A 25,315-nucleotide genomic window follows, 5' to 3' on the forward strand; every position below is an offset into this window, starting at 1 on the left:
TGAATTTCACCCCTCTTAATTTGCGTATAGGCCCATCTTTGACCTAGTTAAACAACCAATTTTTATTATAAAGCTAATTTCCTAAAGTATGGCAAAGTTTTACAAAGTTGGACTGTCTGCTATGATGATGTTTACTGTGGGTGCGAGTATGGCACAGCAGAAAATTTCGATTACGGGGCGGATTACAGACAGTCAAGGTGCACCTTTAGCGGGTGTAACGATTCGAGAAAAGGGTGGAAGTGCTTCTACTTCTACAAACGCTACTGGTACCTATTCATTGTCCGTGAGTTCTAGTGCGACAATTGTCATTTCTTATGTCGGCTATCAAAACCAAGAAGTTGTTGTCAATGGGCGCAATGTCGTCAATGTGACTATGGACGGCACAAGTTCGGTTATTGACGAGGTTGTTGTGGTGGGGTACGGAAAGCAGAAAAAGGAAAAGCTTTTGGGGTCTGTAAGTACAATTGATGCAAAGCAAATTGAAAATAGGCCTGTCACAAATGTTTCTACGGCATTAAGTGGTGTTGCTGCTGGTGTACAGGTAAAACAAGGTACTGGTCGACCAGGCGCCGATGGTGCTACTATTCGCGTACGTGGTATCGGTACAATGAACAATGCTGAAGCATTGGTTGTTATTGATGGAATTGTTGGAACAATGGATGCGGTAAATCCAAATGACATTGAAACAATTTCTGTTTTGAAAGATGCATCTTCTGCTTCAATCTATGGTACACGTGCGGCTAACGGGGTGATATTGATCACAACTAAAAAAGGTAAGGCAAATCAAAAGACACAATTGACTTATTCAGGAATTCTTTCCAAGACCAAACCGATGGGAACACCTGAGTTTGTGTCGGATTACGTACGTCACATGGAGTTAATGAATGAAGGAACCTTCAATTTGGGAAAACCGAATAAGTATGCAGAATCTACAATAGAGCAATGGCGAAAAGCAAATGCGGATCCAAATGGTGTTATGGCTCCTTCGGGTTTGCCAAATTATATTGCTTATCCAAATACAGATTGGACAGATTGGATCTATAACTCGAGCTGGCTTCAGAGTCATAATATTTCCGCAACTGGGGGATCGGAGTCTACCAATTATATGATTTCCGGACGGATTTTGGACAATCCAGGTATTATGCAAAACACTGGTGCCAAAAAGTATGAATTAAGAACGAATCTGAGCACTAAAATTGGAGACCGTTTAACAATTGGGACAAACACTTTTGCATCAACAGAAGATAGAAAAAAAGCAAACGTTGATAATCTTTATAATTTCTTAAGGCAGTCAACCCCAGGTGTATATCCGATGTATGATGGGAAATTTGGAGGAGCTGTAGCCGCTGAAGAGTCCGTTCAATTGAACAATCTGATGCAGTATCTATATGAACCTCAGGGAATGGATAAAGTGTCAAATTTTAACTCCACTATTTTTGCCAATGTTAAAATTATCAAAGGATTAACTTTTGAAACCAAATTCAACTATTTGACACGCTTCAGAGAGCAGACTGGTAGCAGTATTCCTGTAGATAAGTACAATTTTGCAACTGGTGCAATTGTTTTCCCTGCCGGTGTGGCAGCTAATCTTACGCTTTCTCAAAGCTATGAAAATCTTCGTACGTTGACTTTTGACAATGTGCTCCGTTATGAAACAACTATAGGTAAGCATAATATAGGCGCATTATTGGGGCATAATGAGTTCCAAACCAAATGGTACACGTTCTCTGCATCAAAAAGAGGAGTTATCGATCCAACAATTTCTAATATCAGTACAGCAAATGAAATGAATAGCATTGATGGTAACGAATATGAAACCAGTATGCGGTCTTTCTTTGGACGGGTGAATTATGACTTTGATGGAAAATATCTGGTAGAATTCAATTTGCGTCGAGATGCATCCTCCAAATTCGGAAAGGATAAACAGGTCGGTTATTTTCCTTCTGTAGGTTTGGGTTGGTTGCTTTCTAAAGAATCGTTTATGAAAGGTCTAGATCCTTACGTTCAGAACGTTAAATTGCGCGGATCTTGGGGTAAATTGGGGAATGACCGAAATAACGGGGATCCAAACAGTGAGAATTATTTCCCGGCACTTGCTTTCTATGGAAATGTAGGTTATTCCTACGGTGGGTCACAAGTGAGTGGTTTGGAACGGAGCAAATTTGGCAATAGGATGTTAGCTTGGGAAGAAAGTGAAAATAAAGAGGTGGGACTTGAATTCTCTACTTTCAAGAATAAGGCTTATGTCGAGGTGAATTACTATAACAAACTAACCTCCGGAATATTGGTTCCTGAACAATTGCCGCTAACAACCGGCAATACTTCTGCTCCAATTGTCAACTCGGCGGCTATGCGTAATAGTGGTATAGAACTCAATCTGACTTGGAAGGATAAAATAGGTGAAGTGAGCTACAATATCGGTGGTAATTTTGCTTACAATAAGAGTCGCGTGACCAAACTTAAAGGCCAGTTGGTAAGAGGTTGGAATGATGTCAATGGTACGAATAGCTACAGTACCAATATTGGACAGGTATCCAATGCTGTTGGTACAAACCAACGTAATTTGGAAGGGCATACATATAGAGAGTTTTATGTAAGACAGCGCTATAAAGGAAATGGTAGTTACTATTCTAGTGATGGATCGGTAAACCCGAATGGTGGACCTCGGGATGGTATGATCCGTACCGAAGCGGATTACAAGTGGGCTCAGGATATGAAAACGGCGGGTTATAGTTTTTCTCCAGTAAATACTTTGGGTAAAGAACAACTTTATTATGGTGATTTTCTTTATGCAGATTTAAATGGAGATAAGATCTATGGCAATGAGAACGATCTTGATTTCACAGGAACCTCCGATATTCCGAAATATATCTATGGATTTAATCTGGGGTTTTCCTATAAAGGTTTTGATCTACAAATGCTGTGGTCAGGTGAAGGTAAATTGCAATATTATTGGAATGATGAAGGTTATAGCAACAATATTGTTCGTGATGGAAATGGTATTTCAAAACGTGTGGCGGATGACCATTATTTTTATGATCCTGCTAATCCGAGCGACTCTCGTACAAATCTGACCGGATCTTATGCGCGCTTAAAATATAACGGTGAAACAATCAATAACGTAGCGAACAACTATTACCTCTACGATGCAGACTTCATTAAATTAAGGAATTTACAAATCGGTTATACATTTAATAATAGGCTTACCGAGCGTCTGCATGTACGTAATCTACGCGTATACTTCTCTGGTGAGAATCTATTGATGTTTACAAAATTCCCTGGAGCTGATCCAGAAATCGGAGCTGGAGCTAAATATCCAACGATGAAACAATATGCATTCGGTTTGAATTTTGGATTCTAATACTAAGAACAAATGAAGAAAATAATAACTATAGGTATGCGAAGATTATTTACGCATTACAAACAATATAATAAGTGCTTGGGGCGCATATCCATGTTGGCTATCGTTTTAGGGACAATGGGCTCCTGTAAAAAGGATTTATTGGATATCACATCAAACACGCAAGTCCCTGAGGATAAAATGTGGACAACAGATAACTACACCGATCTTGGTGTAAATGGAGTTTATCAGGCATTGCGTTTTGGATATTCAACCGGCGGAACAAATAATCGTGAACTTTACCAATATGATCGTTTATCCAATACGCTGATACCTAGGGGAGGAGATCCTTTGTTGAATGCTACCGCCAATACTTCAACAGGACTTTTTGCCGATGTCTGGAAGGAGTTATATGAAAGTGTACATCGTTCGAATGACGCAATTTATGGAATAAGTAACATTTCCCCTTCTGCACCTGAGAAGAAAGCACGTCTATTGGCGGAAGTGAAGTTTTTAAGAGCATTTTATTACTACAGATTAAATCAATTGTATAGAGGGGTGCCTATATATGACGCTCCAATAAATTACAATGAGGCTACTAAACCTAGAAATACTGAAAAAGAGGTGTGGGATTTTATACTAAAAGATCTGAGTGATTGTATCGCCGAAACTAATTTGCCAACTAAATTTCCAGCTGGAAGTAAAGACTTTGGCCGTATCACGAAGTCTGCTGCCTATGCTTTGCGTGGTAAAGTGTATATGTATCTGCAGGACTGGGATAAGGCGATAGCAGATTTTCAAGCGGTTAAAGATGCAGGTCATCAACTATTTTCAGATTATAAGACTTTATTCACTGCCGCCAACGAAAAATCTGATGAGATGATTTTTTCCATTCAGAACATTGCATTAGATAATTATGGATCGACCATGCAATTCTATTTTGGTAGCCGTTCAGCGTTTGGTTCCAATTGGGACAGCTATTTGGTTAGTCCGGATTTTGTTGACTTATACGAGAACAAAGATGGCAGTAAATTTAACTGGGATGATGTAATCCCGGGCTATAACGCTATGGTACCAGCGAAGAGAGAAATCTATTTCGTACGTGACAATGTACAGCAAGTAGCGCAGGCCAATAACAAACCCGCTAAATACACAGATTTGATCGATCCAAAACGAGGACTTGATTTTGGGCTGTATTTACAAAATGGAAATGAGGCCCGCTTAAAGAAAGCCTTCGAAAATCGAGACCCACGTTTAAGTGCCAATGTCATTTTACCCTACTCTACTTTCGTGGGAATGAATGGTACGGCGGATCAAACGTTCACGTCTAGATGGCCACATATTGAGCAATTGAACAATGTTTTTGACCTAAGGACGGATATTGAAAGTCAGTTTTTCTACCTGCCGCGTAAATTTGTATATGAAGGCGGTAAACCTCCTATTCCAAGCAGGGTTGCAGGTGATATTGATTATCCGGTGATACGTTACGCAGATGTGTTATTATTATGGGCCGAAGCCTTAAATGAAAAAGGACAAACAGGACCTGCTGTCGATAAAGTCAATGAGGTCCGCGCTCGTGCTAAAGTAGGGCTGTTGAATAGTTCTGCAGCCACGACTGTGAGTGGCAAAACCGATCTAACTAGCCGAATTCGTAACGAACGTAGGCGAGAACTTTTTGGAGAAGGGGTTATCTATTTTGATGAGTTAAGGTGGAAATCCTGGAAGGAGCAGGTATTTAGTGGTAATGCTGGAAACAAACAACCTTGGGGTGCTATTGTAGATAAATATACCTATTTAGGAGATCAGCTTTATACATGGCCTATCCCTGAATTGGAAAGGCAACGAAATACCAGTTTAACACAAAATACAGGTTGGTAAAAGAAAACTAAAAGACTTCCCACGTAAAAAAGTTGTTATCAATCGCTCATGCAATCGTTTGCTAGAGCGATTGATTTATTTAGGTTTGTTTTTTTAGGTTAAATTAAAGATTTTTAATGTTTTGTGCAGCATTATCAAGCTCACATTAATTTATAAACCATTATCGAATGAAGAGAAGATTCCTATTAAAATTGTTAGGCGGAGCTGGATTTGGCGTATTAACTGCGTCTCTACCAATAGAAGCAGAGGCAAGCAGTTTGGACAATAAGACAAGCGTTAACGAAAACGATCGCACCTATTGGGTATCTGTCTTACATAAGATGGCTGCTCCAATATTAGGTAATATCAGCAAGCAGCAGTGGCGTAAAAATATGCCGATGGAGGTGAGCCCGACTTTTGATAGTAGGGACCCTGGAGTCGGATACCTAGAAGCGTTTGGACGTTTGCTGGCAGGAATGGCACCCTGGTTGGCATTACCGGATGACGTCACTGAGGAAGGAAAATTGCGAAAAAAATTACGCGATCAAGCATTACTCGGTATACAGTATGGTGTAGATCCTAAATCACCGGATTATTTTACCTGGCGAGGTCCGTCGTCTCAAACACTCGTAGATGCAGCACATCTTGCGCTGGCTTTTCTGAGAGCTCCAAAAGCTTTATGGGAACCATTGGGCCCAATTACAAAGAAAAGAGTGGTCGAAGAGTTTAAACTGCTGCGTAAGATTAAGCCGAATGAAAGTAATTGGCTGCTGTTTGCTGCAATGACAGAAACATTTCTTTACAGCATAGGTGAGGAATGTGCGCGAGAAAAGATCGATTATGCCGTCAATAAATTTGATCAGGAATGGTATGTGGGAGATGGCTGGTATAGCGATGGCGCCCATTTTAGTTTTGATCACTACAACGGGTACGTAATCCATTGCATGCAGGTTGAGTCGCTGCGTCATAATATCCCAGCGGGTGGAAAATACAAAGAGATGTATGAGCGGGCATACAAACGGATGCAGCGTTATGCGCATCATTTGGAACGCATGATTTCCCCAGAAGGCCATTATGTTGTCGTTGGCCGTTCATCAACTTATAAGAATGCTGCTTTTCAGCCGCTAGCAACAGTCGCTCTAGAAAATAAGTTGCCCGAAGACATCTCGAAGGGTCAGGTCAGGGCAGCGTTGACGACTATACTTCGACATATTTATATTGACAAAACCTTTGCGCCATCTGGATGGCTACGTATGGGCGTGGTGGGTGATAAACAATCCAATCTCGCAGATTATTATACAAATGCAGGTTCAATGTATGTAGCTTCCTTGTCGTTTTTGCCATTAGGACTACCAGCAAACGACGAGTTCTGGACCTGTGCTCCACAACCATGGACCTCCCAAAAATGCTGGAATGCTGAGCAATTTCCCAAAGACTATTATGTAAGTTATTAAACGAAAAAGAATAAAAAGCAAAAGATTAAGGATTGGATAAAATGAAGATACAACACTATATTACGGGAGCTTTAATGATCGGGCTAGGAATGCAGGGAATTTCCTGTTCCAGTCAGCGAAACCTAGGAGCAGTGAAATTGGGACTTGACAAAGAATTTGTTCGCACAAATTTGGAAGATGCACATAAACAAATCGCCTACCTTGCCGCATCGATCAATGAATCGGATATGCCGACGACGTATAAAGATGGTAAATATGTGAATTGGGGTTCAAGTTGGTGGTGCTCGGGCTTTTATCCCGGTACAGTGTTATACTTATACGAGTATACCAAGGATGAAAAACTTTTGACGGAAGCAAAAAGCAAATTAAAAGAACTCGAGAAGGAAAAGAACAACAAGGGAACACATGATTTGGGCTTTATGTTGTACTGCAGCTTTGGGAATGCGTTACGCTTGACGGGAGATTCGGCTGCATATAAGGAAATTTTAAGTACCGGAGCAGCCTCGTTGGCAACACGTTTTCACGAAGCACCCAAAACTATCCGTTCATGGGACGGTGGAAAAAACTGGGATGGGCAGCCTTGGACCTATCCGGTAATCATCGACAATATGATGAACCTGGAGTTTTTGACGGAAGTTTCCAAGATGACAGGTGATAAGCGCTATCGTGATATCGCTATAACGCATGCAAATACAACAATGGTCAATCACTATCGAAAAGATTATAGTTCCTATCATGTCGTGGATTACAATCCAAAAGATGGACGTATTATTTCGAGAAAGACTGCCCAAGGTGCTTTTGACGAGTCTGCATGGGCTAGGGGACAGTCTTGGGGACTTTATGGTTATACGATGATGTATCGTGAGACCGGCGACAAGAAATATTTGGAGCAAGCGCGGCATATTGCGCAGTTTTATCTGAATCATCCCAACCTTCCAAAAGATCTAATTCCCTATTGGGATATGGACCAAAACAAGCTTACACCGGACAGTAAATATTATAGCCAAAAAGATCTTCGCGATGTGTCGACAGCTTCAGTAACGGCCTCGGCTTTGCTGGAATTGGCACAATACACAACAGGTAGTGAAAGCCAGCTCTATATTTCAAAGGCCGAGCAGATGTTGCGGTCTTTATCATCTAAACCCTACAAAGCAGATTATAAAGAAGCAGGGGGATATATCTTGAAACATAGCGTCGGTTCTATTCCACATAAAACAGAGGTAGATGTGCCTTTAACCTATGCCGATTACTATTATGTAGAAGCATTGGTGCGGTATAATCGATTGCTCCGTGGAGAAAAGGTAATTAAACAATAGAAATTAGCATACGCATACCGTACTTAAAATCGGATACCCATTGTTTTTAAGTAAGGTATGCGTATGCAAGCCTTAAATTATATTACTTATCGGATCGTTTAAGTCTTGAAACAAAAAGGCACCTCTTTTAAGAGGTGCCTTTTTGTTTTACAGATGACCACGTAGAGTATTGCTTTTTGATTAGTGCAGATTTTAAATAAATATTATCCGTAGATAAATCGGATATTATACGCTTTCATCCGAATGAGGTCCCTATTAATTCCGTATGAAGTCCCTATAAACTCCCTGTTATTTAATAAAATCCTATTAATTTATTGCCTTCCTTAACAGGAGTGCTCAAACTTAACTTTTGTAGCGTTAAAGCCTAGATTTTGTATCTTTATCCCTATGACCGATATCCAGAAGAGATTTGACCGTATACTCGCTATTTATATGCATCTGCAAGCTAAACCTGTTGTGACAGCTGCAGCGTTGGCAGAAAGATATGAAGTAAGTCAGCGTACCATTTATAGAGATATTCGTTCCCTGATGCAGGCAGGGGTACCTATTTATGGTGAAGCGGGAAGCGGTTATTCTTTGGTGGAGGGATATAAGATGCCACCTTTGCAATTTACAAGGGAAGAGGCATTGAGTTTTGTCGCAGCAGAGAAATTAGTTGAAAAATATACGGACCGGAATCTTGCTCATCATTTTACCACGGCATTGCTGAAAATGAAAGCTATATTACGGGGCAACGAAAAAGAACAGGTAGCCTTAGTTGGGGATAACTTTCTGGTGCGCGGTGGGCGTCATCAATTCAATGAGAAGCTAACCCATGGCACCAATATTCTGATCGAAAGCATCGCAGCAAAGAAATGTGTGGAAATCTATTATTCCAAACCTTCCGATAAAACTCCAGAAAGGCGTGAAATCGAAGCTGTGGGTATTTTTGTGGAGAGCAAGTTTTGGTATGTACTTGCTTTTTGTAGATTGCGACAAGATTATAGGCAATTCCGCTTGGATAGAATAAACAATATTAGAATACTTGCTGAAGATTTTGGAAAAGAGCATCCCGAACTATCTTTCTTTCTGAGTAAGCGGCATGAAGTGCCAACAACCAAAGTGGTGGTGCAAGTGGATAAAGAAATGGCTAGGTATATGGAGTGGGATCGTCACTATTTTGGTTTCCAAGAAGAAATTGTAACCGATAACTATGTGGAAATGCATTTTGACTGCATGAATATGGAGAATGGGTTTGCGCGCTGGTATCTGATGTTTGCGGATAAAGGTCGCATAATTGAACCCGAATCGCTAAAAGATGTTGTCAGAGGTTTGCTTTCATCTGCTTTGGAGCAAGTTTAGCTGTAAATGAAGTAATCAGGATTCTTTACTATGGTAAAGGAAAAACTTGTTCGGCGGAAAGGAAGGATGCCGAACAAGTTAAACTGTAAATTGTACTAAAAAGTTTTTGATCCATGTCAGGAGAAAACTTCCGTTGTCTGTATCAGTTATTAACCCCTTTCCCAAAAAAATGGTGGTTGGATACCCAGTAAGCGTAAATAGACAAAAGCTTGACCACGATGGTGGATCTCGTTGTCAATAAAATAAAATATGCTATGGATAATGGGGGATTTGTATTGTCCAAATAAATTGAACTCTTCGGCAAAACGTTCTTCTGGAATTTGATTGAACAGTTCACTGATCTGAGGAGTAGCTTCATCCCAAGCCTGCAGTAATTGTGCTTTGGTCGAATAACTGAGATTCTCGTTGAGTTTGCCACTTTTGTTGTTGACAATTTCCTGGAGACCTGGAACAGCAATACCCAGTAGCTCCTTAATCATATCTGCAAAAGTGCGCATGCCTTCTACCTTGTAATTGAACAATCCTTCTTCTGGAAATTTTTCAATAGTCTGTCTTGTTAGGTTTCTATGGCCTAGCCAATGTTGAAGTAGCTCGTTCTTCGAAATGATTTCTGTTTTCATGATTTTTGTATTTAAAATTTTAGTAAGCGATACATCACCTGACGTGTTGTATGACAGTTCAAAATTAGCGCAACTTATGACAGCTGTATGGCAGTATGGATTTGGGTGCTAATTTTATTTTTTTTGGGGCATTATTCGATGTAAGGAATCTTGAAAGGACAAATCGTAAAAATAGGGGAGTGGTTTTAAAAGAAGTAGAAAATAAAAAAAAATAATTCACTAATTATTTGACAGTTATAAAAATGTTTGTAACTTTGCAGTCCCTTAATGGGAATAGTATGTCTTGAGCGAAGCCCTACTGCTTCGAAGGACTTTTAATTAATTAATTTACAACATGTCAGGTATTATTGGAAAAAAAGTAGGAATGACGAGCCTGTTTAACGCTGATGGGAAAAATATTCCTTGTACAGTGATTCAGGCCGGGCCGTGCGTGGTTACGCAGATACGTACGGAAGAAAAGGATGGCTACTCGGCAATTCAACTTGGTTTCGACGAAGCTAAGGAGAAAAACACGACAGCTCCTTTGAAAGGGCACTTTGCGAAAGCAAACACAACGCCTAAGCGTAAGTTGGTAGAGTTTAAAACTTTCCCAGATGCAAAACAACTTGGTGACGTAGTTGACGTTACACTTTTCGAGGAAGGCGAATTCGTAGATGTAGTTGGTACTTCAAAAGGTAAAGGTTTCCAAGGTGTAATGAAACGTCATGGATTTGGTGGTGTAGGTGGTGCGACTCACGGTCAGCACAACAGATTACGTGCTCCAGGTTCATTAGGTGCTTCATCATGGCCTTCACGCGTATTCAAAGGTATGCGCATGGCTGGTCGTACAGGTGGTGACAGAGTTAAAGTTCAAAACTTACAGGTGTTGAAAGTTTACGCTGAGCAAAACCTTATCGTTGTTAGTGGTTCCATTCCAGGAGCTAAAGGTTCTTATGTAATCGTAGACAAATAGTAGAGATGGAAGTTAAAGTTTTAAATTTATCAGGTAAAGAAACAGGTGCCAAGGTGCAACTTCCTGAGTCGGTATTTGGGTTAGAGCCTAACGATCATGCGATCTATTTGGATGTGAAACAATACTTAGCGAACCAACGCCAAGGAACTCACAAATCTAAACAACGTAACGAAATCGCGGGTTCTACTCGTAAATTACACAAACAAAAAGGTACTGGTGGTGCTCGTGCGGGTTCTATCAAATCTCCATTGTTTAATGGTGGTGGTCGTGTATTCGGTCCTCAACCTCGTGACTACTCGTTCAAATTGAACAAAAAATTGAAACAAGTAGCACGTAAATCAGCGTTATCTTACAAAGCAAAAGATAATAACATTGTGGTATTGGATGAAGTAAAATTCGATGCTATCAAAACTAAAAACTATGTTGCTTTAATAAATGCGTTGAACGTAGCTGATGAGAAAACATTGTTGGTATTACCAGCTTACGATGAGATTGTTTATAAATCAAGCAGAAACTTGAAAAAAGCAAAAGTTATTGTTGCAGCTGATTTAAATACATATGATGTATTGAACGCAACAAAATTATTGTTGACTACAGATTCTGTTAAAACTTTGGAGGAAGCATTAGCTAAGTAATATGGAAATTATTAAAAAACCTATCTTGACTGAGAAAGCTTCTTTGTTAACGGAAAAATTAAACCGTTACGCTTTCAAAGTAGATCACAGAGCAAACAAAATCCAGATTAAAGCAGCTGTTGAGGCTATGTTTGGTGTTACAGTTCTTGCTGTAAACACTGCAGTAGTAGCTGGTAAAGCAAAAAGCCGTTACACAAAAGCAGGTTTCGTATCTGGTAGAGCTCCTAAGTATAAAAAGGCTGTCATTACGATTAAAGACGGCGAAACTATTGACTTTTACAGTACTATATAATACAAAATGGCAGTTAAAAGATTCAAACCGGTAACCCCTGGTACTCGTTTTAGAGTAGGCGCTGACTACTCTGATGTTACTACAAACGTTCCTGAAAAATCGTTAGTAGTAAAAATCAACAAGAAATCAGGCGGTCGTAATAACTCCGGTAAAATGACTATGCGTTATCTCGGTGGGGGACATAAAAAAGTATACCGATTAATTGATTTCAAACGCGATAAAAAAGATATCCCTGCAAAAGTAGCTACTATCGAGTACGATCCAAATCGTACTGCTCGTATTGCCTTGTTGCATTACGCTGATGGTGAAAAACGTTACATCCTTGCTCCAGCTGGTTTAGTAGTTGGTCAAACTGTAATCGCAGGTGATAAAGTTGCCCCAGAAGTTGGTAATACATTACCATTAGCAAACATTCCATTGGGTTCTATCATCCACAACATTGAATTAAATCCTGGTCAAGGTGGTTCAATTGCTCGTTCGGCTGGTACTTATGCTCAATTGTCTGCTCGTGATGGTAAATATGCCATCATCAAATTGCCTTCGAGCGAAACACGTATGATCTTATTGACTTGTGTTGCTACAATTGGTTCAGTATCGAACCATGAAAGATCTAACCAAGTGTTAGGTAAAGCAGGTCGCAAACGTTGGTTAGGTCGTCGTCCAAGAGTTCGTGGTGTTGCGATGAACCCAGTAGATCACCCTATGGGTGGTGGTGAAGGCCGTACTTCAGGAGGTCACCCACGCTCACGTACAGGTGTATTAGCTAAAGGCTTCAAAACACGTTACAAGAAGAAAACATCGAATCGTTACATCATTGAGAGAAGGAAAAAATAATGGCTCGTTCAATTAAAAAAGGTCCTTATATCGATCACAACTTAGAAAGAAAAGTTCTTTCTATGAATGAAACTAACAAAAAGTCAGTTATCAAAACATGGTCTCGTAGATCAATGATTTCACCTGATTTTGTTGGCCATACCTTCGCAGTGCACAACGGGAATAAATTTATCCCTGTTTATGTAACAGAGAATATGGTAGGTCACAAGCTTGGTGAATTCGCGCCTACGCGTACATTCAGAGGCCACGCAGAAAAGAAAAAATAATAGGTAATGGAAGCAACAAAAAAACTTAAAAAGTCTGTCTTAATTAGACAACGTAAAGAGCAAGAGAAAGCTCAACAAGGAGGAGCTTCGGATGCCAAATTATTGAACTGCCCGACTTCGCCTCGTAAGATGCGTTTGGTGGTAGACTTAATTCGCGGTCAACGTGTTGAAAATGCAATTTACATTTTGAAACACTCAAGTAAAGAAGCTGCTGCTCGTGTAGAAAAATTATTATTATCTGCAATCAAAAACTGGGAAGCCAAAAACGAAGGTAAATCAGTGGAAGAAAGCGAACTATATGTAAAAGAAGTATCAGTAGGTGGTGGTCGTCAATTGAAAAGATTGCGTCCGGCTCCTCAAGGTCGCGGATACAGAGTTCGTAAACGTTCAAATCACGTTACGTTGGTAGTTGATAGCAAATTAAACGTTGAACAAAACTAATTTATTGAGAAATGGGACAAAAAGCAAATCCAATAGGTAGCAGATTAGGAATCATCAAAGGTTGGGATTCTAACTGGTTCGGAGGTAAAAACTATTCCGATAAATTAGTTGAAGACGAAAAAATCAGAAAATATCTTTCTGTTCGTATTGCAAAAGGTGGTGTAGCTAAAGTTGTTATCGAAAGAACTTTAAAACGTATCACTGTTACAATTCACACTGCTCGTCCAGGTATCGTTATCGGTAAAGGTGGTCAAGAAGTTGACAAGATCAAAGAAGAGTTGAAAAAACTGACTAAAAAGGATGTTCAAATCAACATTTTCGAGATCAAACGCCCTGAGTTAGATGCTAAGCTAGTAGCTGAAGGTGTCGCTAAACAATTAGAGGCGCGTATTTCATTCCGTCGTGCAATGAAAACTTCAATCGCTTCTACGATGCGTATGGGTGCAGAAGGTATCAAAATCATGTGTTCTGGCCGTTTAGGTGGTGCTGAAATGGCGCGTACTGAACAATACAAAGAAGGAAGAACTCCTTTACACACATTGCGTGCTGATATCGACTACGCTTTAGCTGAAGCATTGACTACATACGGTAAAATTGGTATCAAAGTTTGGATCTGTAAAGGTGAGGTTTACGGTAAACGTGATTTATCTCCAAACATTGGTCAAGCATCTGGTGTAAAATCACGTGGCAACCACGAAGGTGGTGGCGAACGTCGTGACAACCGTAACAACAAAGGTGGTCGCGGTGGAAACAACCGTGGTGGAAACAACCGTGGTGGAAGCAACCGTGGTCCGAAAAAAGATTAATAGTTATTTAGATTACAACAAAAACCTGCTGAAAAAGCAGATTTAAAAAGTATACGAACATGTTACAGCCAAAAAGAACGAAGTTCAGAAAGATGCAGAAAGGCCGCATGAAAGGTAACGCTTCTCGTGGAGCGGAGTTAGCTTTCGGTTCTTTCGGTATCAAAACAATGGAGCAAGCATGGATCACTAGTCGTCAAATCGAGGCAGCTCGTATTGCGGTTACACGTTATATGAAACGTGAAGGTCAAGTTTGGATTCGTATTTTCCCTGACAAACCTGTTACGAAAAAACCTGCAGAGGTACGTATGGGTAAAGGTAAGGGTGCTCCAGAATACTGGGTAGCAGTAGTACGCCCAGGCCGTATGTTATTTGAAGCAGAAGGTGTGCCTTTGGAAATTGCCAAAGAAGCTTTACGCCTTGCAGCTCAAAAACTTCCGGTTCAAACTAAGTTTGTGATTCGTAGAGACTACGTTGAAGCATAAAAATCTTGGTAATGTCATCATTTAAGCGTTAGGGCCGTTACCCCTAACGCTATATATAAAGCGATGATAACCCAAATAACAACTGAAAAAACATGAAAAATTCAGAAATTTTAGAATTATCTAATGAGGACTTAAAAGCTCGTCTTGTAGAAGAGAAAACAGCCCTTACAAAATTGAAATTTGCACATGCTGTTTCAGCTATTGAGAACCCTAACGTGATCAAAGCAGCACGCAAAACTATCGCTCGTATCAGTACAGAGATCAGTGCACGCAAAGCTGCAGCTAAAAATGAAACAGCCTCTGAGGCGTAAAATTTAAAGTCGAAATGGAAAGAAATTTAAGAAAAACAAGAATCGGCTTAGTAGTTAGCAACAAGATGGACAAGTCTATCGTGGTATCAGTGGAACGTAAAGTGAAACACCCGATCTATGGTAAGTTCGTTAAAAAAACTACTAAATTTAAAGCTCATGACGAAACTAATACCTGCGGTATCGGCGATACGGTATTAATTATGGAAACTCGTCCGCTGAGTAAAACAAAAAACTGGAGATTAGTAGAAATTATAGAAAGAGCTAAATAACATGGTACAACAAGAATCAAGACTTAATGTAGCTGACAATAGCGGTGCTAAACAAGTTTTAGTAATCCGTGTATTGGGCGGTACGCGCAAGCGTTATGCATCAATCGGAGATAAGATTGTTGTATCGGTGAAAAGCGCTATGCCTTCAGGAAACGTGAAAAAAGGTTCCGTTTCTAAAGCAGTAGTGGTTAGAACGAAAAAGGAAATCCGTCGTAAAGATGGTTCATACATCCGTTTCGATGATAACGCCGCTGTATTATTAAATAATAATGATGAACCACGTGGTACACGTATCTTTGGCCCTGTTGCTAGAGAGTTGCGTGAGAAACAGTTCATGAAAATTGTATCATTAGCACCGGAGGTTTTATAATTATGGCACAGAAAACAAAAACAACTACGCACAAAATCAAAATTAAAAAAGGTGATTTAGTGAAAGTTATCGCTGGTAACTCTAAAGGTGTTCAAGGAAAAGTATTAACTGTTTTAGTGGATAAAAATAGAGCTATCGTTGAGGGCGCTAACATCGTAAAAAAACACACTAAACCAAGTGCAGCTAATCCTAATGGTGGTATCATTGAGAAAGAAGCTGGTATTCACATCTCTAATTTAGCTGTTATCGATCCTAAAACAGGTGCAACTACACGTGTAGGTCGTAAGTTAAATGCAGATGGTAAATTAGTTCGTTACGCTAAAAAATCAGGGGAGGAAATTAAATAATGACTTACGTACCAAGATTAAAAGTGAAATATGCGGAGGAAATCCGTAAAGCACTTCAAGAAAAATTTCAGTATAAAAGTATTATGCAGGTTCCTAAACTTGAGAAAATCGTTGTTTCACAAGGCGTAGGAGCTGCAACAGCTGACAAAAAATTAATCGATAACGCTATCGCTGAGTTGACTTTAATCACAGGTCAACAAGCCGTTGCTACAAAATCGAAAAAAGATATTTCAAACTTTAAATTACGTAAAGGTATGCCTGTAGGGGCACGTGTTACTTTACGTGACAACAATATGTTTGAGTTCTTGGACCGTTTGGTAGCAGTATCGCTTCCACGTATTCGTGACTTCCGCGGTATCAACGATAAAGGCTTTGACGGACGTGGTAACTATAACTTAGGTATCACTGAGCAAATCATTTTCCCTGAGATCAACATTGACAAAATCAACAAGATCCAAGGTATGGACATCACTTTCGTGACTTCAGCTCAAAATGATGTTGAGGCTTTAGAATTGTTGAAACAATTCGGTTTACCATTTAAAAATCAAAATACTAATAACAATGGCTAAAGAAGGATTAAAAGCACGCGAAGTAAAACGCGCTAAATTGGTAGCTAAATATGCGGCAAAACGTGCAGAATTAAAAGCTGCTGGCGATTACGTTGCATTAGATAAATTGCCTAAAAATGCTTCTCCAGTACGTTTACACAATCGTTGTAAATTGACTGGTCGTCCTAAAGGATATATGCGTCAATTCGGTATCTCTCGTGTAACATTCCGTGAGATGGCTTTAGATGGCAAAATCCCAGGGGTGAAAAAAGCTTCTTGGTAATTAAAAAAAAATACTTAATTTTGCCCGGGCAATTCAACTGAGGATTGCCGGGGTTTTTGCATTTTAAAATTGTTTAACAGATAGAAGGTCTCATACCAATGGTTGGGAGGGAAACCGCTGTCACAAATTTTCATATATAATGACTACAGATCCAATTGCGGATTACCTTACACGAGTAAGGAATGCCATCAAGGCCAACCACAGGGTTGTTGAAATTCCTGCATCGAACCTAAAAAAAGAGATCACTAAAGTTCTTTTTGACAAAGGTTACATTGCTAATTACAAATTCGATGAGAATGGCGTACAGGGTACGATCAAAATCGCATTGAAATATAATCCAATTAGCAAAATTCCGGCTATTCGTACGTTGACACGTGTGAGTAAACCTGGTTTAAGAAAGTATGCAAGCGTTGATACTATGCCTCGTGTTTTGAACGGTTTAGGTATTGCTATCTTGTCAACATCGAAAGGTGTAATGACAGATAAGGAAGCTAGACTTCAAAATGTTGGTGGTGAAGTTTTATGTTACGTTTATTAATCTAGGTAAAAGCACAAAGAAATGTCAAGAATTGGAAAAGCGCCTATCGCTATCCCTGCTGGGGTAACTGTTACTATTTCGGACAAAAACTTAGTTTCAGTAAAAGGTCCTAAAGGCGAATTAACACAACAAGTTGACCGTGACATCACGATTGCTCAAGAAGAGGGTAATATCGTTGTAACACGTCCAACTGATCAAAAGAAACACAAAGCATTACACGGTCTATACCGTTCCCTGTTGGCTAACATGGTTCACGGTGTGACTGAAGGTTACAAAACTACGCAAGAGTTAGTCGGTGTAGGTTACCGTGCTTCAAGTACTGGTAATGTATTAGAGTTAACTTTAGGTTTCTCTCACCAGATTGTTTTTGTATTGCCAAACGAGGTTAAAGTATCAACTACTGCTGACAAAGGTAAAAACCCTACAATCACTTTAGAGTGTGCTGACAAACAATTGATCGGTCAGGTAGCGGCTAAAATCCGTGGCTTCCGTAAACCAGAACCTTACAAAGGAAAAGGTGTCAAGTTTGCAGGTGAAGTATTGAGAAGAAAAGCAGGTAAATCAGCTAAAAAATAATAATCATGGCAGGACAAAAAGCATCTCGTAGAGAGAGAATCAAAAAAGGAATCAGAAAAAACCTTGCTGGAACGTCTGAACGTCCACGTTTATCGGTTTTTAGAAGTAACAAAGGTATCTATGCGCAAATCATTGATGACAATGCAGGCAAAACATTAGTTGCTGCATCTAGCTTGTCAAAAGAGTTTGTTGCATCTGGTAACAAGGTTGATCAATCTAAAGCTGTAGGTAAATTGGTGGCTGAAAAAGCATTAGCAGCAGGTATTAATAAAGTAGTTTTTGACCGTAATGGGTACTTATACCATGGCCGTATCAAATCTTTGGCTGAAGGTGCTCGCGAAGGCGGTTTAGACTTTTAATCATAGAAAGAAATGGCATTAAGCAATATAAAAAGAGTAAAATCAAGCGAAATTGAATTAAAAGATCGCTTAGTAAGTATCCAACGTGTAGCTAAAGTTACTAAAGGTGGTCGTACTTTCAGCTTCTCTGCAATTGTTGTAGTAGGTGATGAAAACGGTATCGTTGGTTACGGTTTAGGTAAAGCTAAAGAGGTAACTGAAGCAATCACGAAAGGTATCGATGACGCAAAGAAAAATTTGGTAAAAGTTCCTATTATCAAAGGTACTGTTCCGCACGCACAATATGGTAAATATTCTGGTGGTTCAGTTTTGATTAAACCAGCTGTAGGTGGTACAGGAGTTTTAGCAGGTGGTGCAATGCGTGCAGTATTGGAGTCTGCTGGTATCAAAGATGTATTGGCTAAATCATTAGGTTCTTCTAACCCACACAACGTGGTAAAAGCAACTGTAACTGCTTTAGCAGATATGCGTGATGCGTATACAGTAGCACAACACCGCGGTGTCGATTTGAATAAAGTATTTAACGGTTAATTATCATGGCAAAAATCAAAATCACCCAGATAAAGAGCGTTATCGACAGAAGCGAGCGCCAAAAGAAAACTATTGAGGCATTGGGTTTGAAAAGAATCAACCACTCAGTAGAAGTTGAAGCTACTCCATCAATTATTGGAATGGTACGTAAAGTAAACCATTTAGTAGCTATCGAAACTATTTAATATTAGCATATGGAAGAGGTCTTTGGGCTTCTTCCATTACTTGTTATTAATAATCATTATTTTTTAATCGCTAGTACCTGTTTAGTGAGAGCGAAGGGCTAGCACAATTTAGTTTAAAAATGAACTTAAGTAATTTAAAACCTGCAAAAGGTGCAGTAAAAAGTAGCAAACGTATTGGCCGTGGTACTGGTTCTGGTCGTGGTGGTACTTCAACACGTGGTCACAAAGGTGCTGGTTCTCGTTCAGGTCACTCTACGAAAATCGGTTTCGAAGGTGGTCAAATGCCTTTGCAACGTCGTGTGCCTAAATTTGGTTTCAAAAACATCAACCGTGTTGAGTATAATGGTGTAAACTTAGATACTTTACAAGCGTTGATCGAGAAATACAATTTAACAGCTGTAGATTTCGACGCATTGAAAGCTCATGGTTTAGTGTCTAAAAATGACAAAGTTAAAATCTTGGGTCGCGGTGAGTTGAAAGCTAAAGTTGAAGTAACAGCGCACGCGTTTACTGCTTCTGCTCAAAAAGCTATTGAAGCTGCAGGCGGTTCTATCGTTAAAATTTAATAAATGAAGAAACTAATCACAACCTTAACCAATATTTGGAAAATCGATGATTTACGTACGCGTATTCTAAATACCTTACTTTTTCTTTTGATTTACCGTATTGGATGTCACGTGGTATTACCAGGTGTAAATCCTCATGCTTTGGCTTCTGGTCAAAAAGAGGGTTTATTGGGCTTACTGGATATGTTTGCGGGGGGATCATTCTCTCGTTCGGCTATCTTTGCTTTAGGGGTAATGCCATATATCTCGGCATCCATTGTTGTTCAATTGCTGGGCATCGCGGTTCCTTACTTCCAAAAGATGCAGAAGGAAGGGGAAAGTGGTCGTCAAAAAATGAATCAAATTACTCGCTATTTAACTTTAGGGATTACTTTGCTTCAAGCTTTTGCTTATGTACGTACTCAAATCGAGCCAAGTGCTAAGACAATAGCTGACCCATTATTCACTATTCTGACTGCTATAGTTTTGACAGGCGGTACTTTATTTGTGATGTGGTTAGGAGAGAAAATTACGGATAAAGGTATCGGTAATGGTATTTCTTTGATCATCATGACTGGTATTATCGCTCAATTGCCAAGTGGTATCACTGCGGAATGGGTTTCTAGAATGGCGAAAGGTGGTGGTGGTCCAATTCCATTGTTGCTTGAATTTGTAGCTTTGTTCTTTGTTGTGATCTTTACGATCTTGATCGTACAAGGTGTTCGTAAGATCCCTGTACAATACGCGAAGAAAATCGTTGGAAACAAGCAAGTCGGTGGAGTACGTCAGTATATACCGTTAAAGGTAAATGCTGCAGGTGTAATGCCTATCATTTTTGCGCAGGCAATCATGTTTGTGCCAATGAGTTTAGGACAGTTCTTCCCAAATCTTCAGTCGGAATTTTTGACTTCGTTGAGTAACTATACTTCTGTTGCATACAACGTGACATTTGCGGTGTTAATTATCGCATTTACGTTTTTCTATACAGCGATTATGGTGAACCCACAACAGATGTCGGACGACATGAAGAAGAACGGAGGTTTTGTACCAGGTATTAAACCGGGATTGGAAACTAGTAATTTTATAGACCGCGTAATATCAAATATTACATTTCCAGGTGCAATTTTCTTAGCGATCATTGCTATTCTACCTGCTATTGCAAGTTTGTTTGGTATTAACAATCAATTTGCGCACTTCTACGGTGGTACGTCATTATTGATTTTAGTAGGTGTGGTGTTGGATACTTTGCAACAGATCGAATCTCATTTATTGATGCGTCATTACGATGGATTAATGAAAACAGGTCGTATTAAAGGTCGTTCGGCCGCGTCTGTTGAGGGAATGGATCATTCGGCAATTTAATTTCTTTAGATGTCTAAAGTATTTTATAAGTCAGCAGAAGATATAGAGCAATTGCGAAAGTCAGCAGATGTGCTTTCGCAATTGCTTGGTGAAATCGCAAAAGTGATTAAGCCTGGGGTAAAGACTATATCTCTTGATAAATTAGCTTATGAGTATATTCATGATAACGGCGGAACGCCTGCGTTCTTAAATTATCAGGGATTTCCATATTCTTTGTGTATATCTGTCAACGATCAAATTGTACACGGCTTTCCAAGTGATTATGAAATTAAAGATGGAGATCTTGTTTCGGTCGATGGTGGTGTCAATCTGAATGGTTTTATCAGTGATTCAGCATACACCTTTGGTGTAGGTGAAATATCTGAAGAAGCACAGTTGTTACTGGATGTAACAAAGGAATCATTGTACAAAGGTGTTGAACAGGCGGTGGCTGGTAAACGTGTTGGGGATATTTCTTCAGCTGTTCAGGAGTATGTGAGCAAATTCGGATTCGGAATTGTTCGTGAACTGGTTGGACACGGAGTTGGTTATCACTTACATGAAAAACCTGAGGTTCCCAATTATGGAAAACGAGGTGCTGGTCCTAAATTGGAAGAAGGTTTGGTTATTTGTATCGAACCGATGATCAATGCAGGGCGTGCGGGTGTTCGTTTTTGGGATGATGGTTGGACAGTAAGTACAGTGGATGGGAAATTATCGGCGCACTTCGAACAGATGGTTGCAATCCGAAAAGGAGAACCAGATGTGTTGCTGACATTCGAACATGTAGAGAAAGTTTTGAACAAAAAGTAGTTGGTTTTCAATTATTTTTATTTATCTTTGCACTCCTGTTCGCAGGCTTTTAAATTAAATTTAATCGAGAATATATGGCTAAACAAGCCTCAATAGAACAAGACGGTATAATTAGAGAGGCACTTTCTAATGCTATGTTTAGGGTAGAGTTGGAAAATGGACATGAAATCATTGCCCATATTTCTGGTAAAATGCGCATGCACTATATCAAAATTTTACCTGGTGATAAAGTTAAATTGGAAATGTCTCCGTATGATTTGACTAAAGGAAGGATTACTTATCGCTATAAATAGCCGTAAGCCCTTGTATTAGTGCAAGCTTTTGAAAAAATAAATATCATGAAAGTAAGAGCATCAATAAAAAAACGTAGCGCGGACTGTAAGATCATCCGTCGTAAAGGTAAAGTTTTTGTAATCAACAAAAAGAACCCAAAGTTTAAACAACGTCAGGGTTAATTCATTAAAAAAATAATAGCTTAATATTATATGGCAAGGATAGCAGGTATTGATTTACCTAAAAACAAAAGAGGTGTGATCGGCCTTACCTATATTTTTGGTATCGGTCGTACAAGAGCTGAATATATCTTGGAAAAAGCTGGTATCAGCGAAGATGTGAAGGTACAAGAGTGGAATGATGATCAATTGGCAGCAATTCGTACCATCATTAACGACGAATTGAAAGTTGAAGGTGCATTGCGTTCTGAAATTCAATTAAACATCAAACGTTTAATGGATATCGGTTGTTACCGTGGATTGCGTCACCGTAAACACTTACCAGTTCGTGGTCAACGTACTAAAAACAACTCACGTACTCGTAAAGGTAAACGTAAGACAGTTGCAAACAAGAAAAAAGCTACTAAATAATAAATAAGAAATGGCTAAAACTAAAAAAGCTGCAAAAAAGCGTATCGTTGTTATCGAACCTGTAGGTCAGGCTCACATTAACGCAACGTTTAACAATATCATTGTAACTTTGACAAATAATCAAGGTCAAACTATTTCTTGGTCTAGTGCTGGTAAAATGGGTTTCCGTGGTTCTAAAAAGAACACTCCATACGCTGCTGGTCAAGCTGCACAAGACTGTGGAAAAGTTGCTCACGACTTAGGTTTACGTAAAGTTGAAGTGTTTGTTAAAGGACCTGGTGCTGGTCGTGAATCGGCAATCAGAACATTGCAAACAGTAGGAATCGATGTGACTACTATCAAAGATATCACTCCACTTCCTCACAACGGTTGTCGTCCTCCAAAACGCAGAAGAGTTTAATTAATTTAAAGATAAGATTCATCGGCTATAGGCTGATAGATACTTTAATTGTAAAAGAAAATGGCTAGATATACAGGACCTAAGTCCAAAATTGCCCGTAAATTTAGAGAGCCGATCTTCGGCCCAGATAAAGCGTTAGAAAAGAAAAATTACCCTCCTGGACAACATGGAGCTTCTAAACGCAGAGGTAAACAATCTGAATATGCTATTCAGTTGTTGGAAAAACAAAAAGCAAAATACACTTACGGTGTATTGGAGCGTCAGTTCTCAAACTTATTTGTTAAAGCTGCCTCTAAACAAGGTATTACAGGTGAGATCTTCTTGAAATTGTTAGAAGCTCGCTTGGATAACGTAGTTTACCGTTTAGGTATCGCTACTTCTCGTGCCGCTGCTCGTCAGTTGGTATCCCACAAACACGTTACTGTTAACGGCGAAGTTGTTAACATTCCATCATATAGCTTGCGTCCAGGTGACGTTGTAGCAGTTCGTGAACGTTCTCAAACACTTGAAGCCATCACAAATTCAGTTGCAGGTCGTACTGTAAATAAATTTTCTTGGTTAGAGTGGAATGCGAAAGAATTGACAGGTACTTTCTTAAGCTATCCAGAAAGAGCTGACATTCCTGAAAACATTAAAGAGAACTTAATCGTTGAGTTATACTCTAAATAATAAATAAAATAGAAGAATGCATAGTCCAATTTTTGGGGTATGCATCTTCTATTGTATTACAATTATTATTACAAATAAAACATTAAAAGAAAATAAATGGCAATTTTAGCATTTCAAAGACCGGATAAAGTTATCATGCAAAAATCTACGGATTTTGATGGTACGTTTGAATTTCGTCCATTGGAGCCTGGTTTTGGTGTAACCATTGGTAATGCTTTGCGCCGTATTCTATTGTCCTCTTTAGAAGGATATGCAATTACGTCGATAAGGTTTTCTGGCGTTTCGCACGAATTTTCAACGATCAAAGGTGTTGTTGAAGACGTAACTGAAATTATCTTGAACTTGAAACAAATTCGTTTCAAAAAAACAGGTGAGATTGGCGACAACGAAAAGGTATTTGTAGTAATCAATGGTCAAGAACAATTCTTAGCTGGTGATATCACAAAATTCTCTAATAACTTTACGGTCTTGAACCCAGACATGGTAATCTGTAACATGGATAATTCAGTGACAATTGAATTGGAATTGAGTATTGCCAAAGGTCGTGGATACGTAAATGCTGATGAGAATAAAGTTGTGGATGCTCCAGTAGGTGTTATCGCAATCGATTCGATCTTTACTCCGATCAAGAATGTTAAATATACCATTGAGAATTACCGTGTAGAGCAAAAAACTGACTACGAGAAATTGTTGTTGGATATCTCTACTGATGGCTCAATTCACCCCGAAGAAGCTTTGAAAGAAGCTGCTAAGATCTTAATTCAACACTTTATTCTATTCTCTGATGAGAATATGCTTCTTGAGTCTCAAACGAAAGAAGAAACTAAAGTTGTTGATGAAGAAATCTTACATATGCGTAAGATTCTGAAAACAGAATTAGTAGATCTTGATCTTTCAGTTCGTGCATTGAACTGTTTGAAAGCTGCAGATATTCGCACATTGGCTGAGTTAGTAACTTATGACGTGGCTGATATGTTGAAATTCAGAAACTTCGGTAAAAAATCGTTAAGTGAAATCCAAGAATTGGTTAAATCAAAAGGTTTATCATTCGGAATGAACTTGGCGAAATACAAATTAGACGAAGAATAATAATTTATTAAGCGACCACTAGTCGTAATTCCTTTTGGCTGTCTGAATAGGTGATTTTCACCTATTTGAACTATACAAAAACGGTACGGTTAGTATAATAAAATCAAAATGAGACACGGAAAAAAAGTAAATCACTTAGGCCGTACGGATAGCCATAGAAAAGCAATGTTGGCTAACATGGCGACATCATTAATCCTACACAAACGTATTACAACTACTTTGGCTAAAGCTAAAGCGTTACGTACGTATGTTGAGCCTTTGATTACTAAATCTAAAAACGACACAACACACTCTCGTCGTACAGTATTCGCTTATTTGAAAGATAAAGACGCAGTTTCTATCTTATTCCGCGAAATTTCTGAAAAAGTAGCTAACCGTCCAGGTGGTTACACACGTATCATCAAAATGGAAAACCGTTTAGGTGATAACGCAGAAATGGCTTTCATCGAACTAGTTGATTACAACGAAATCTACGGTAAAAAAGCTGCTGCTGCTGAGAAAAAAGCGACTCGTCGTCGTGGTGGTGCTAAAAAAGCTGCTACTGCCGAAACTGAAGCTCCTGCAGAAGTTAAAGCCGAAGTAGAAGGTGAAGAAAAAGTAGACGGAGAATAGTATTCTGCTGATCTAACATAAAAAAGTCCT

The 25,315-nt window shown here is 39.2% G+C and carries 35 protein-coding genes; 34 read left to right on the forward strand and 1 reads right to left on the reverse strand.

All coding sequences use genetic code 11. The features are described 5' to 3' along the window. Positions 1-88 precede the first annotated feature (88 nt). The 5 genes from BGP15_RS20330 to BGP15_RS20350 all read left to right on the forward strand — a co-directional run bounded on the left by BGP15_RS20330 (position 89) and on the right by BGP15_RS20350 (position 9,308). Positions 89-3,361 carry a SusC/RagA family TonB-linked outer membrane protein gene (locus tag BGP15_RS20330; protein ID WP_286770642.1) on the forward strand — a complete coding sequence of 1,091 codons (3,273 nt, stop codon included), beginning with the start codon at positions 89-91 and terminating at the stop codon, positions 3,359-3,361. 12 nt (positions 3,362-3,373) lie between these two features. Continuing rightward, positions 3,374-5,218 (forward strand): RagB/SusD family nutrient uptake outer membrane protein, encoded by a 1,845-nt coding sequence (locus BGP15_RS20335; protein WP_286770643.1) that lies wholly within the window; start codon positions 3,374-3,376, stop codon positions 5,216-5,218. Positions 5,219-5,385: 167 nt separating this feature from the next. Next, a complete protein-coding gene (locus BGP15_RS20340) occupies positions 5,386-6,651 on the forward strand; it encodes a DUF2264 domain-containing protein (protein WP_286770644.1) in 1,266 nt (421 codons plus the stop codon). A gap of 41 nt (positions 6,652-6,692) precedes the next feature. Then, positions 6,693-7,967, forward strand: a complete 1,275-nt coding sequence (locus BGP15_RS20345) for a glycoside hydrolase family 88 protein (protein WP_286770645.1) — start codon at positions 6,693-6,695, stop codon at positions 7,965-7,967. Between the two features lie 387 nt (positions 7,968-8,354). Next, on the forward strand, positions 8,355-9,308 hold the full coding sequence (locus tag BGP15_RS20350; RefSeq protein ID WP_112373924.1) for a helix-turn-helix transcriptional regulator: 954 nt from the start codon (positions 8,355-8,357) through the stop codon (positions 9,306-9,308). Positions 9,309-9,457: 149 nt separating this feature from the next. Here BGP15_RS20350 and BGP15_RS20355 read toward each other — a convergent pair whose 3' ends face one another. Then, the gene (locus BGP15_RS20355) at positions 9,458-9,928 is read right to left on the reverse strand and encodes a DinB family protein (protein ID WP_115047041.1); all 471 of its coding nucleotides are present in this window, start codon (positions 9,926-9,928) and stop codon (positions 9,458-9,460) included. A 334-nt stretch (positions 9,929-10,262) separates the two neighbouring features. On the opposite strand from BGP15_RS20355, the gene rplC reads away from it, so the two are divergent. The 29 genes from rplC to rplQ all read left to right on the forward strand — a co-directional run bounded on the left by rplC (position 10,263) and on the right by rplQ (position 25,285). Continuing rightward, entirely contained in the window at positions 10,263-10,880 is a 618-nt protein-coding gene (rplC, locus tag BGP15_RS20360; protein WP_104385215.1) for a 50S ribosomal protein L3, read from the forward strand. 5 nt (positions 10,881-10,885) lie between these two features. Beyond that, a complete protein-coding gene (rplD, locus tag BGP15_RS20365) occupies positions 10,886-11,515 on the forward strand; it encodes a 50S ribosomal protein L4 (protein WP_046674865.1) in 630 nt (209 codons plus the stop codon). 1 nt (position 11,516) lies between these two features. Continuing rightward, complete coding sequence (gene rplW, locus BGP15_RS20370) at positions 11,517-11,807, forward strand: 50S ribosomal protein L23 (protein WP_046674866.1); 291 nt, start codon at positions 11,517-11,519, stop codon at positions 11,805-11,807. A 6-nt stretch (positions 11,808-11,813) separates the two neighbouring features. After that, positions 11,814-12,641, forward strand: coding sequence for a 50S ribosomal protein L2 (gene rplB / locus BGP15_RS20375; protein WP_046674867.1), 828 nt, complete (start codon positions 11,814-11,816; stop codon positions 12,639-12,641). Further along, positions 12,641-12,907, forward strand: coding sequence for a 30S ribosomal protein S19 (rpsS, locus tag BGP15_RS20380; RefSeq protein ID WP_002997495.1), 267 nt, complete (start codon positions 12,641-12,643; stop codon positions 12,905-12,907). The genes rplB and rpsS overlap by 1 nt, the downstream gene beginning before the upstream one ends. A 6-nt stretch (positions 12,908-12,913) precedes the next feature. Then, positions 12,914-13,348, forward strand: coding sequence for a 50S ribosomal protein L22 (gene rplV / locus BGP15_RS20385; RefSeq protein WP_046674868.1), 435 nt, complete (start codon positions 12,914-12,916; stop codon positions 13,346-13,348). Between the two features lie 11 nt (positions 13,349-13,359). Continuing rightward, on the forward strand, positions 13,360-14,154 hold the full coding sequence (gene rpsC, locus BGP15_RS20390) for a 30S ribosomal protein S3 (RefSeq protein WP_046674869.1): 795 nt from the start codon (positions 13,360-13,362) through the stop codon (positions 14,152-14,154). Between the two features lie 59 nt (positions 14,155-14,213). After that, the gene (rplP, locus tag BGP15_RS20395; protein ID WP_046674870.1) at positions 14,214-14,636 is read left to right on the forward strand and encodes a 50S ribosomal protein L16; all 423 of its coding nucleotides are present in this window, start codon (positions 14,214-14,216) and stop codon (positions 14,634-14,636) included. A 92-nt stretch (positions 14,637-14,728) separates the two neighbouring features. Next, positions 14,729-14,947: a 50S ribosomal protein L29 gene (gene rpmC / locus BGP15_RS20400; protein ID WP_046674871.1), complete on the forward strand. Its 219-nt coding sequence runs from the start codon at positions 14,729-14,731 to the stop codon at positions 14,945-14,947. A gap of 14 nt (positions 14,948-14,961) precedes the next feature. Then, positions 14,962-15,216 carry a 30S ribosomal protein S17 gene (rpsQ, locus tag BGP15_RS20405; protein ID WP_046674872.1) on the forward strand — a complete coding sequence of 85 codons (255 nt, stop codon included), beginning with the start codon at positions 14,962-14,964 and terminating at the stop codon, positions 15,214-15,216. Between the two features lies 1 nt (position 15,217). Beyond that, positions 15,218-15,586, forward strand: coding sequence for a 50S ribosomal protein L14 (rplN, locus tag BGP15_RS20410; protein ID WP_046674873.1), 369 nt, complete (start codon positions 15,218-15,220; stop codon positions 15,584-15,586). A gap of 2 nt (positions 15,587-15,588) precedes the next feature. Beyond that, positions 15,589-15,933, forward strand: a complete 345-nt coding sequence (rplX, locus tag BGP15_RS20415) for a 50S ribosomal protein L24 (protein ID WP_070570406.1) — start codon at positions 15,589-15,591, stop codon at positions 15,931-15,933. Beyond that, the gene (gene rplE, locus BGP15_RS20420; protein ID WP_046674875.1) at positions 15,933-16,502 is read left to right on the forward strand and encodes a 50S ribosomal protein L5; all 570 of its coding nucleotides are present in this window, start codon (positions 15,933-15,935) and stop codon (positions 16,500-16,502) included. Before rplX ends, rplE begins: the two co-directional genes overlap by 1 nt. Further along, the gene (rpsN, locus tag BGP15_RS20425) at positions 16,495-16,764 is read left to right on the forward strand and encodes a 30S ribosomal protein S14 (RefSeq protein WP_028071569.1); all 270 of its coding nucleotides are present in this window, start codon (positions 16,495-16,497) and stop codon (positions 16,762-16,764) included. The genes rplE and rpsN overlap by 8 nt, the downstream gene beginning before the upstream one ends. Before the next feature lie 139 nt (positions 16,765-16,903). Beyond that, positions 16,904-17,302: a 30S ribosomal protein S8 gene (gene rpsH / locus BGP15_RS20430; RefSeq protein WP_046674876.1), complete on the forward strand. Its 399-nt coding sequence runs from the start codon at positions 16,904-16,906 to the stop codon at positions 17,300-17,302. A 21-nt stretch (positions 17,303-17,323) separates the two neighbouring features. Then, entirely contained in the window at positions 17,324-17,878 is a 555-nt protein-coding gene (gene rplF / locus BGP15_RS20435; protein WP_088160090.1) for a 50S ribosomal protein L6, read from the forward strand. Positions 17,879-17,883: 5 nt separating this feature from the next. Then, complete coding sequence (rplR, locus tag BGP15_RS20440) at positions 17,884-18,237, forward strand: 50S ribosomal protein L18 (RefSeq protein ID WP_046674878.1); 354 nt, start codon at positions 17,884-17,886, stop codon at positions 18,235-18,237. A 12-nt stretch (positions 18,238-18,249) separates the two neighbouring features. Beyond that, complete coding sequence (gene rpsE, locus BGP15_RS20445; protein WP_112373920.1) at positions 18,250-18,768, forward strand: 30S ribosomal protein S5; 519 nt, start codon at positions 18,250-18,252, stop codon at positions 18,766-18,768. Positions 18,769-18,773: 5 nt separating this feature from the next. After that, positions 18,774-18,953: a 50S ribosomal protein L30 gene (gene rpmD / locus BGP15_RS20450; RefSeq protein WP_046674880.1), complete on the forward strand. Its 180-nt coding sequence runs from the start codon at positions 18,774-18,776 to the stop codon at positions 18,951-18,953. Positions 18,954-19,072: 119 nt separating this feature from the next. Continuing rightward, positions 19,073-19,519 carry a 50S ribosomal protein L15 gene (gene rplO / locus BGP15_RS20455; RefSeq protein WP_046674881.1) on the forward strand — a complete coding sequence of 149 codons (447 nt, stop codon included), beginning with the start codon at positions 19,073-19,075 and terminating at the stop codon, positions 19,517-19,519. 3 nt (positions 19,520-19,522) lie between these two features. After that, entirely contained in the window at positions 19,523-20,860 is a 1,338-nt protein-coding gene (gene secY, locus BGP15_RS20460; RefSeq protein ID WP_046674882.1) for a preprotein translocase subunit SecY, read from the forward strand. A gap of 9 nt (positions 20,861-20,869) precedes the next feature. Continuing rightward, positions 20,870-21,652: a type I methionyl aminopeptidase gene (map, locus tag BGP15_RS20465; RefSeq protein ID WP_046674883.1), complete on the forward strand. Its 783-nt coding sequence runs from the start codon at positions 20,870-20,872 to the stop codon at positions 21,650-21,652. 74 nt (positions 21,653-21,726) lie between these two features. Continuing rightward, positions 21,727-21,945: a translation initiation factor IF-1 gene (gene infA / locus BGP15_RS20470; protein WP_002997456.1), complete on the forward strand. Its 219-nt coding sequence runs from the start codon at positions 21,727-21,729 to the stop codon at positions 21,943-21,945. A gap of 45 nt (positions 21,946-21,990) precedes the next feature. Next, a complete protein-coding gene (ykgO, locus tag BGP15_RS20475; RefSeq protein WP_013665024.1) occupies positions 21,991-22,107 on the forward strand; it encodes a type B 50S ribosomal protein L36 in 117 nt (38 codons plus the stop codon). 30 nt (positions 22,108-22,137) lie between these two features. After that, positions 22,138-22,515, forward strand: a complete 378-nt coding sequence (gene rpsM / locus BGP15_RS20480; protein WP_112373918.1) for a 30S ribosomal protein S13 — start codon at positions 22,138-22,140, stop codon at positions 22,513-22,515. Between the two features lie 10 nt (positions 22,516-22,525). After that, positions 22,526-22,915 carry a 30S ribosomal protein S11 gene (gene rpsK, locus BGP15_RS20485; RefSeq protein WP_046674885.1) on the forward strand — a complete coding sequence of 130 codons (390 nt, stop codon included), beginning with the start codon at positions 22,526-22,528 and terminating at the stop codon, positions 22,913-22,915. Between the two features lie 60 nt (positions 22,916-22,975). Further along, the gene (rpsD, locus tag BGP15_RS20490; RefSeq protein ID WP_046674886.1) at positions 22,976-23,584 is read left to right on the forward strand and encodes a 30S ribosomal protein S4; all 609 of its coding nucleotides are present in this window, start codon (positions 22,976-22,978) and stop codon (positions 23,582-23,584) included. 96 nt (positions 23,585-23,680) lie between these two features. Further along, positions 23,681-24,673: a DNA-directed RNA polymerase subunit alpha gene (locus BGP15_RS20495; RefSeq protein WP_046674887.1), complete on the forward strand. Its 993-nt coding sequence runs from the start codon at positions 23,681-23,683 to the stop codon at positions 24,671-24,673. Positions 24,674-24,781: 108 nt separating this feature from the next. Beyond that, positions 24,782-25,285, forward strand: coding sequence for a 50S ribosomal protein L17 (gene rplQ / locus BGP15_RS20500; RefSeq protein ID WP_070570394.1), 504 nt, complete (start codon positions 24,782-24,784; stop codon positions 25,283-25,285). Positions 25,286-25,315 lie beyond the last annotated feature (30 nt).

It is taken from the genome of Sphingobacterium sp. 40-24, from assembly GCF_001899705.1.
Taxonomy (GTDB): domain Bacteria; phylum Bacteroidota; class Bacteroidia; order Sphingobacteriales; family Sphingobacteriaceae; genus Sphingobacterium; species Sphingobacterium multivorum.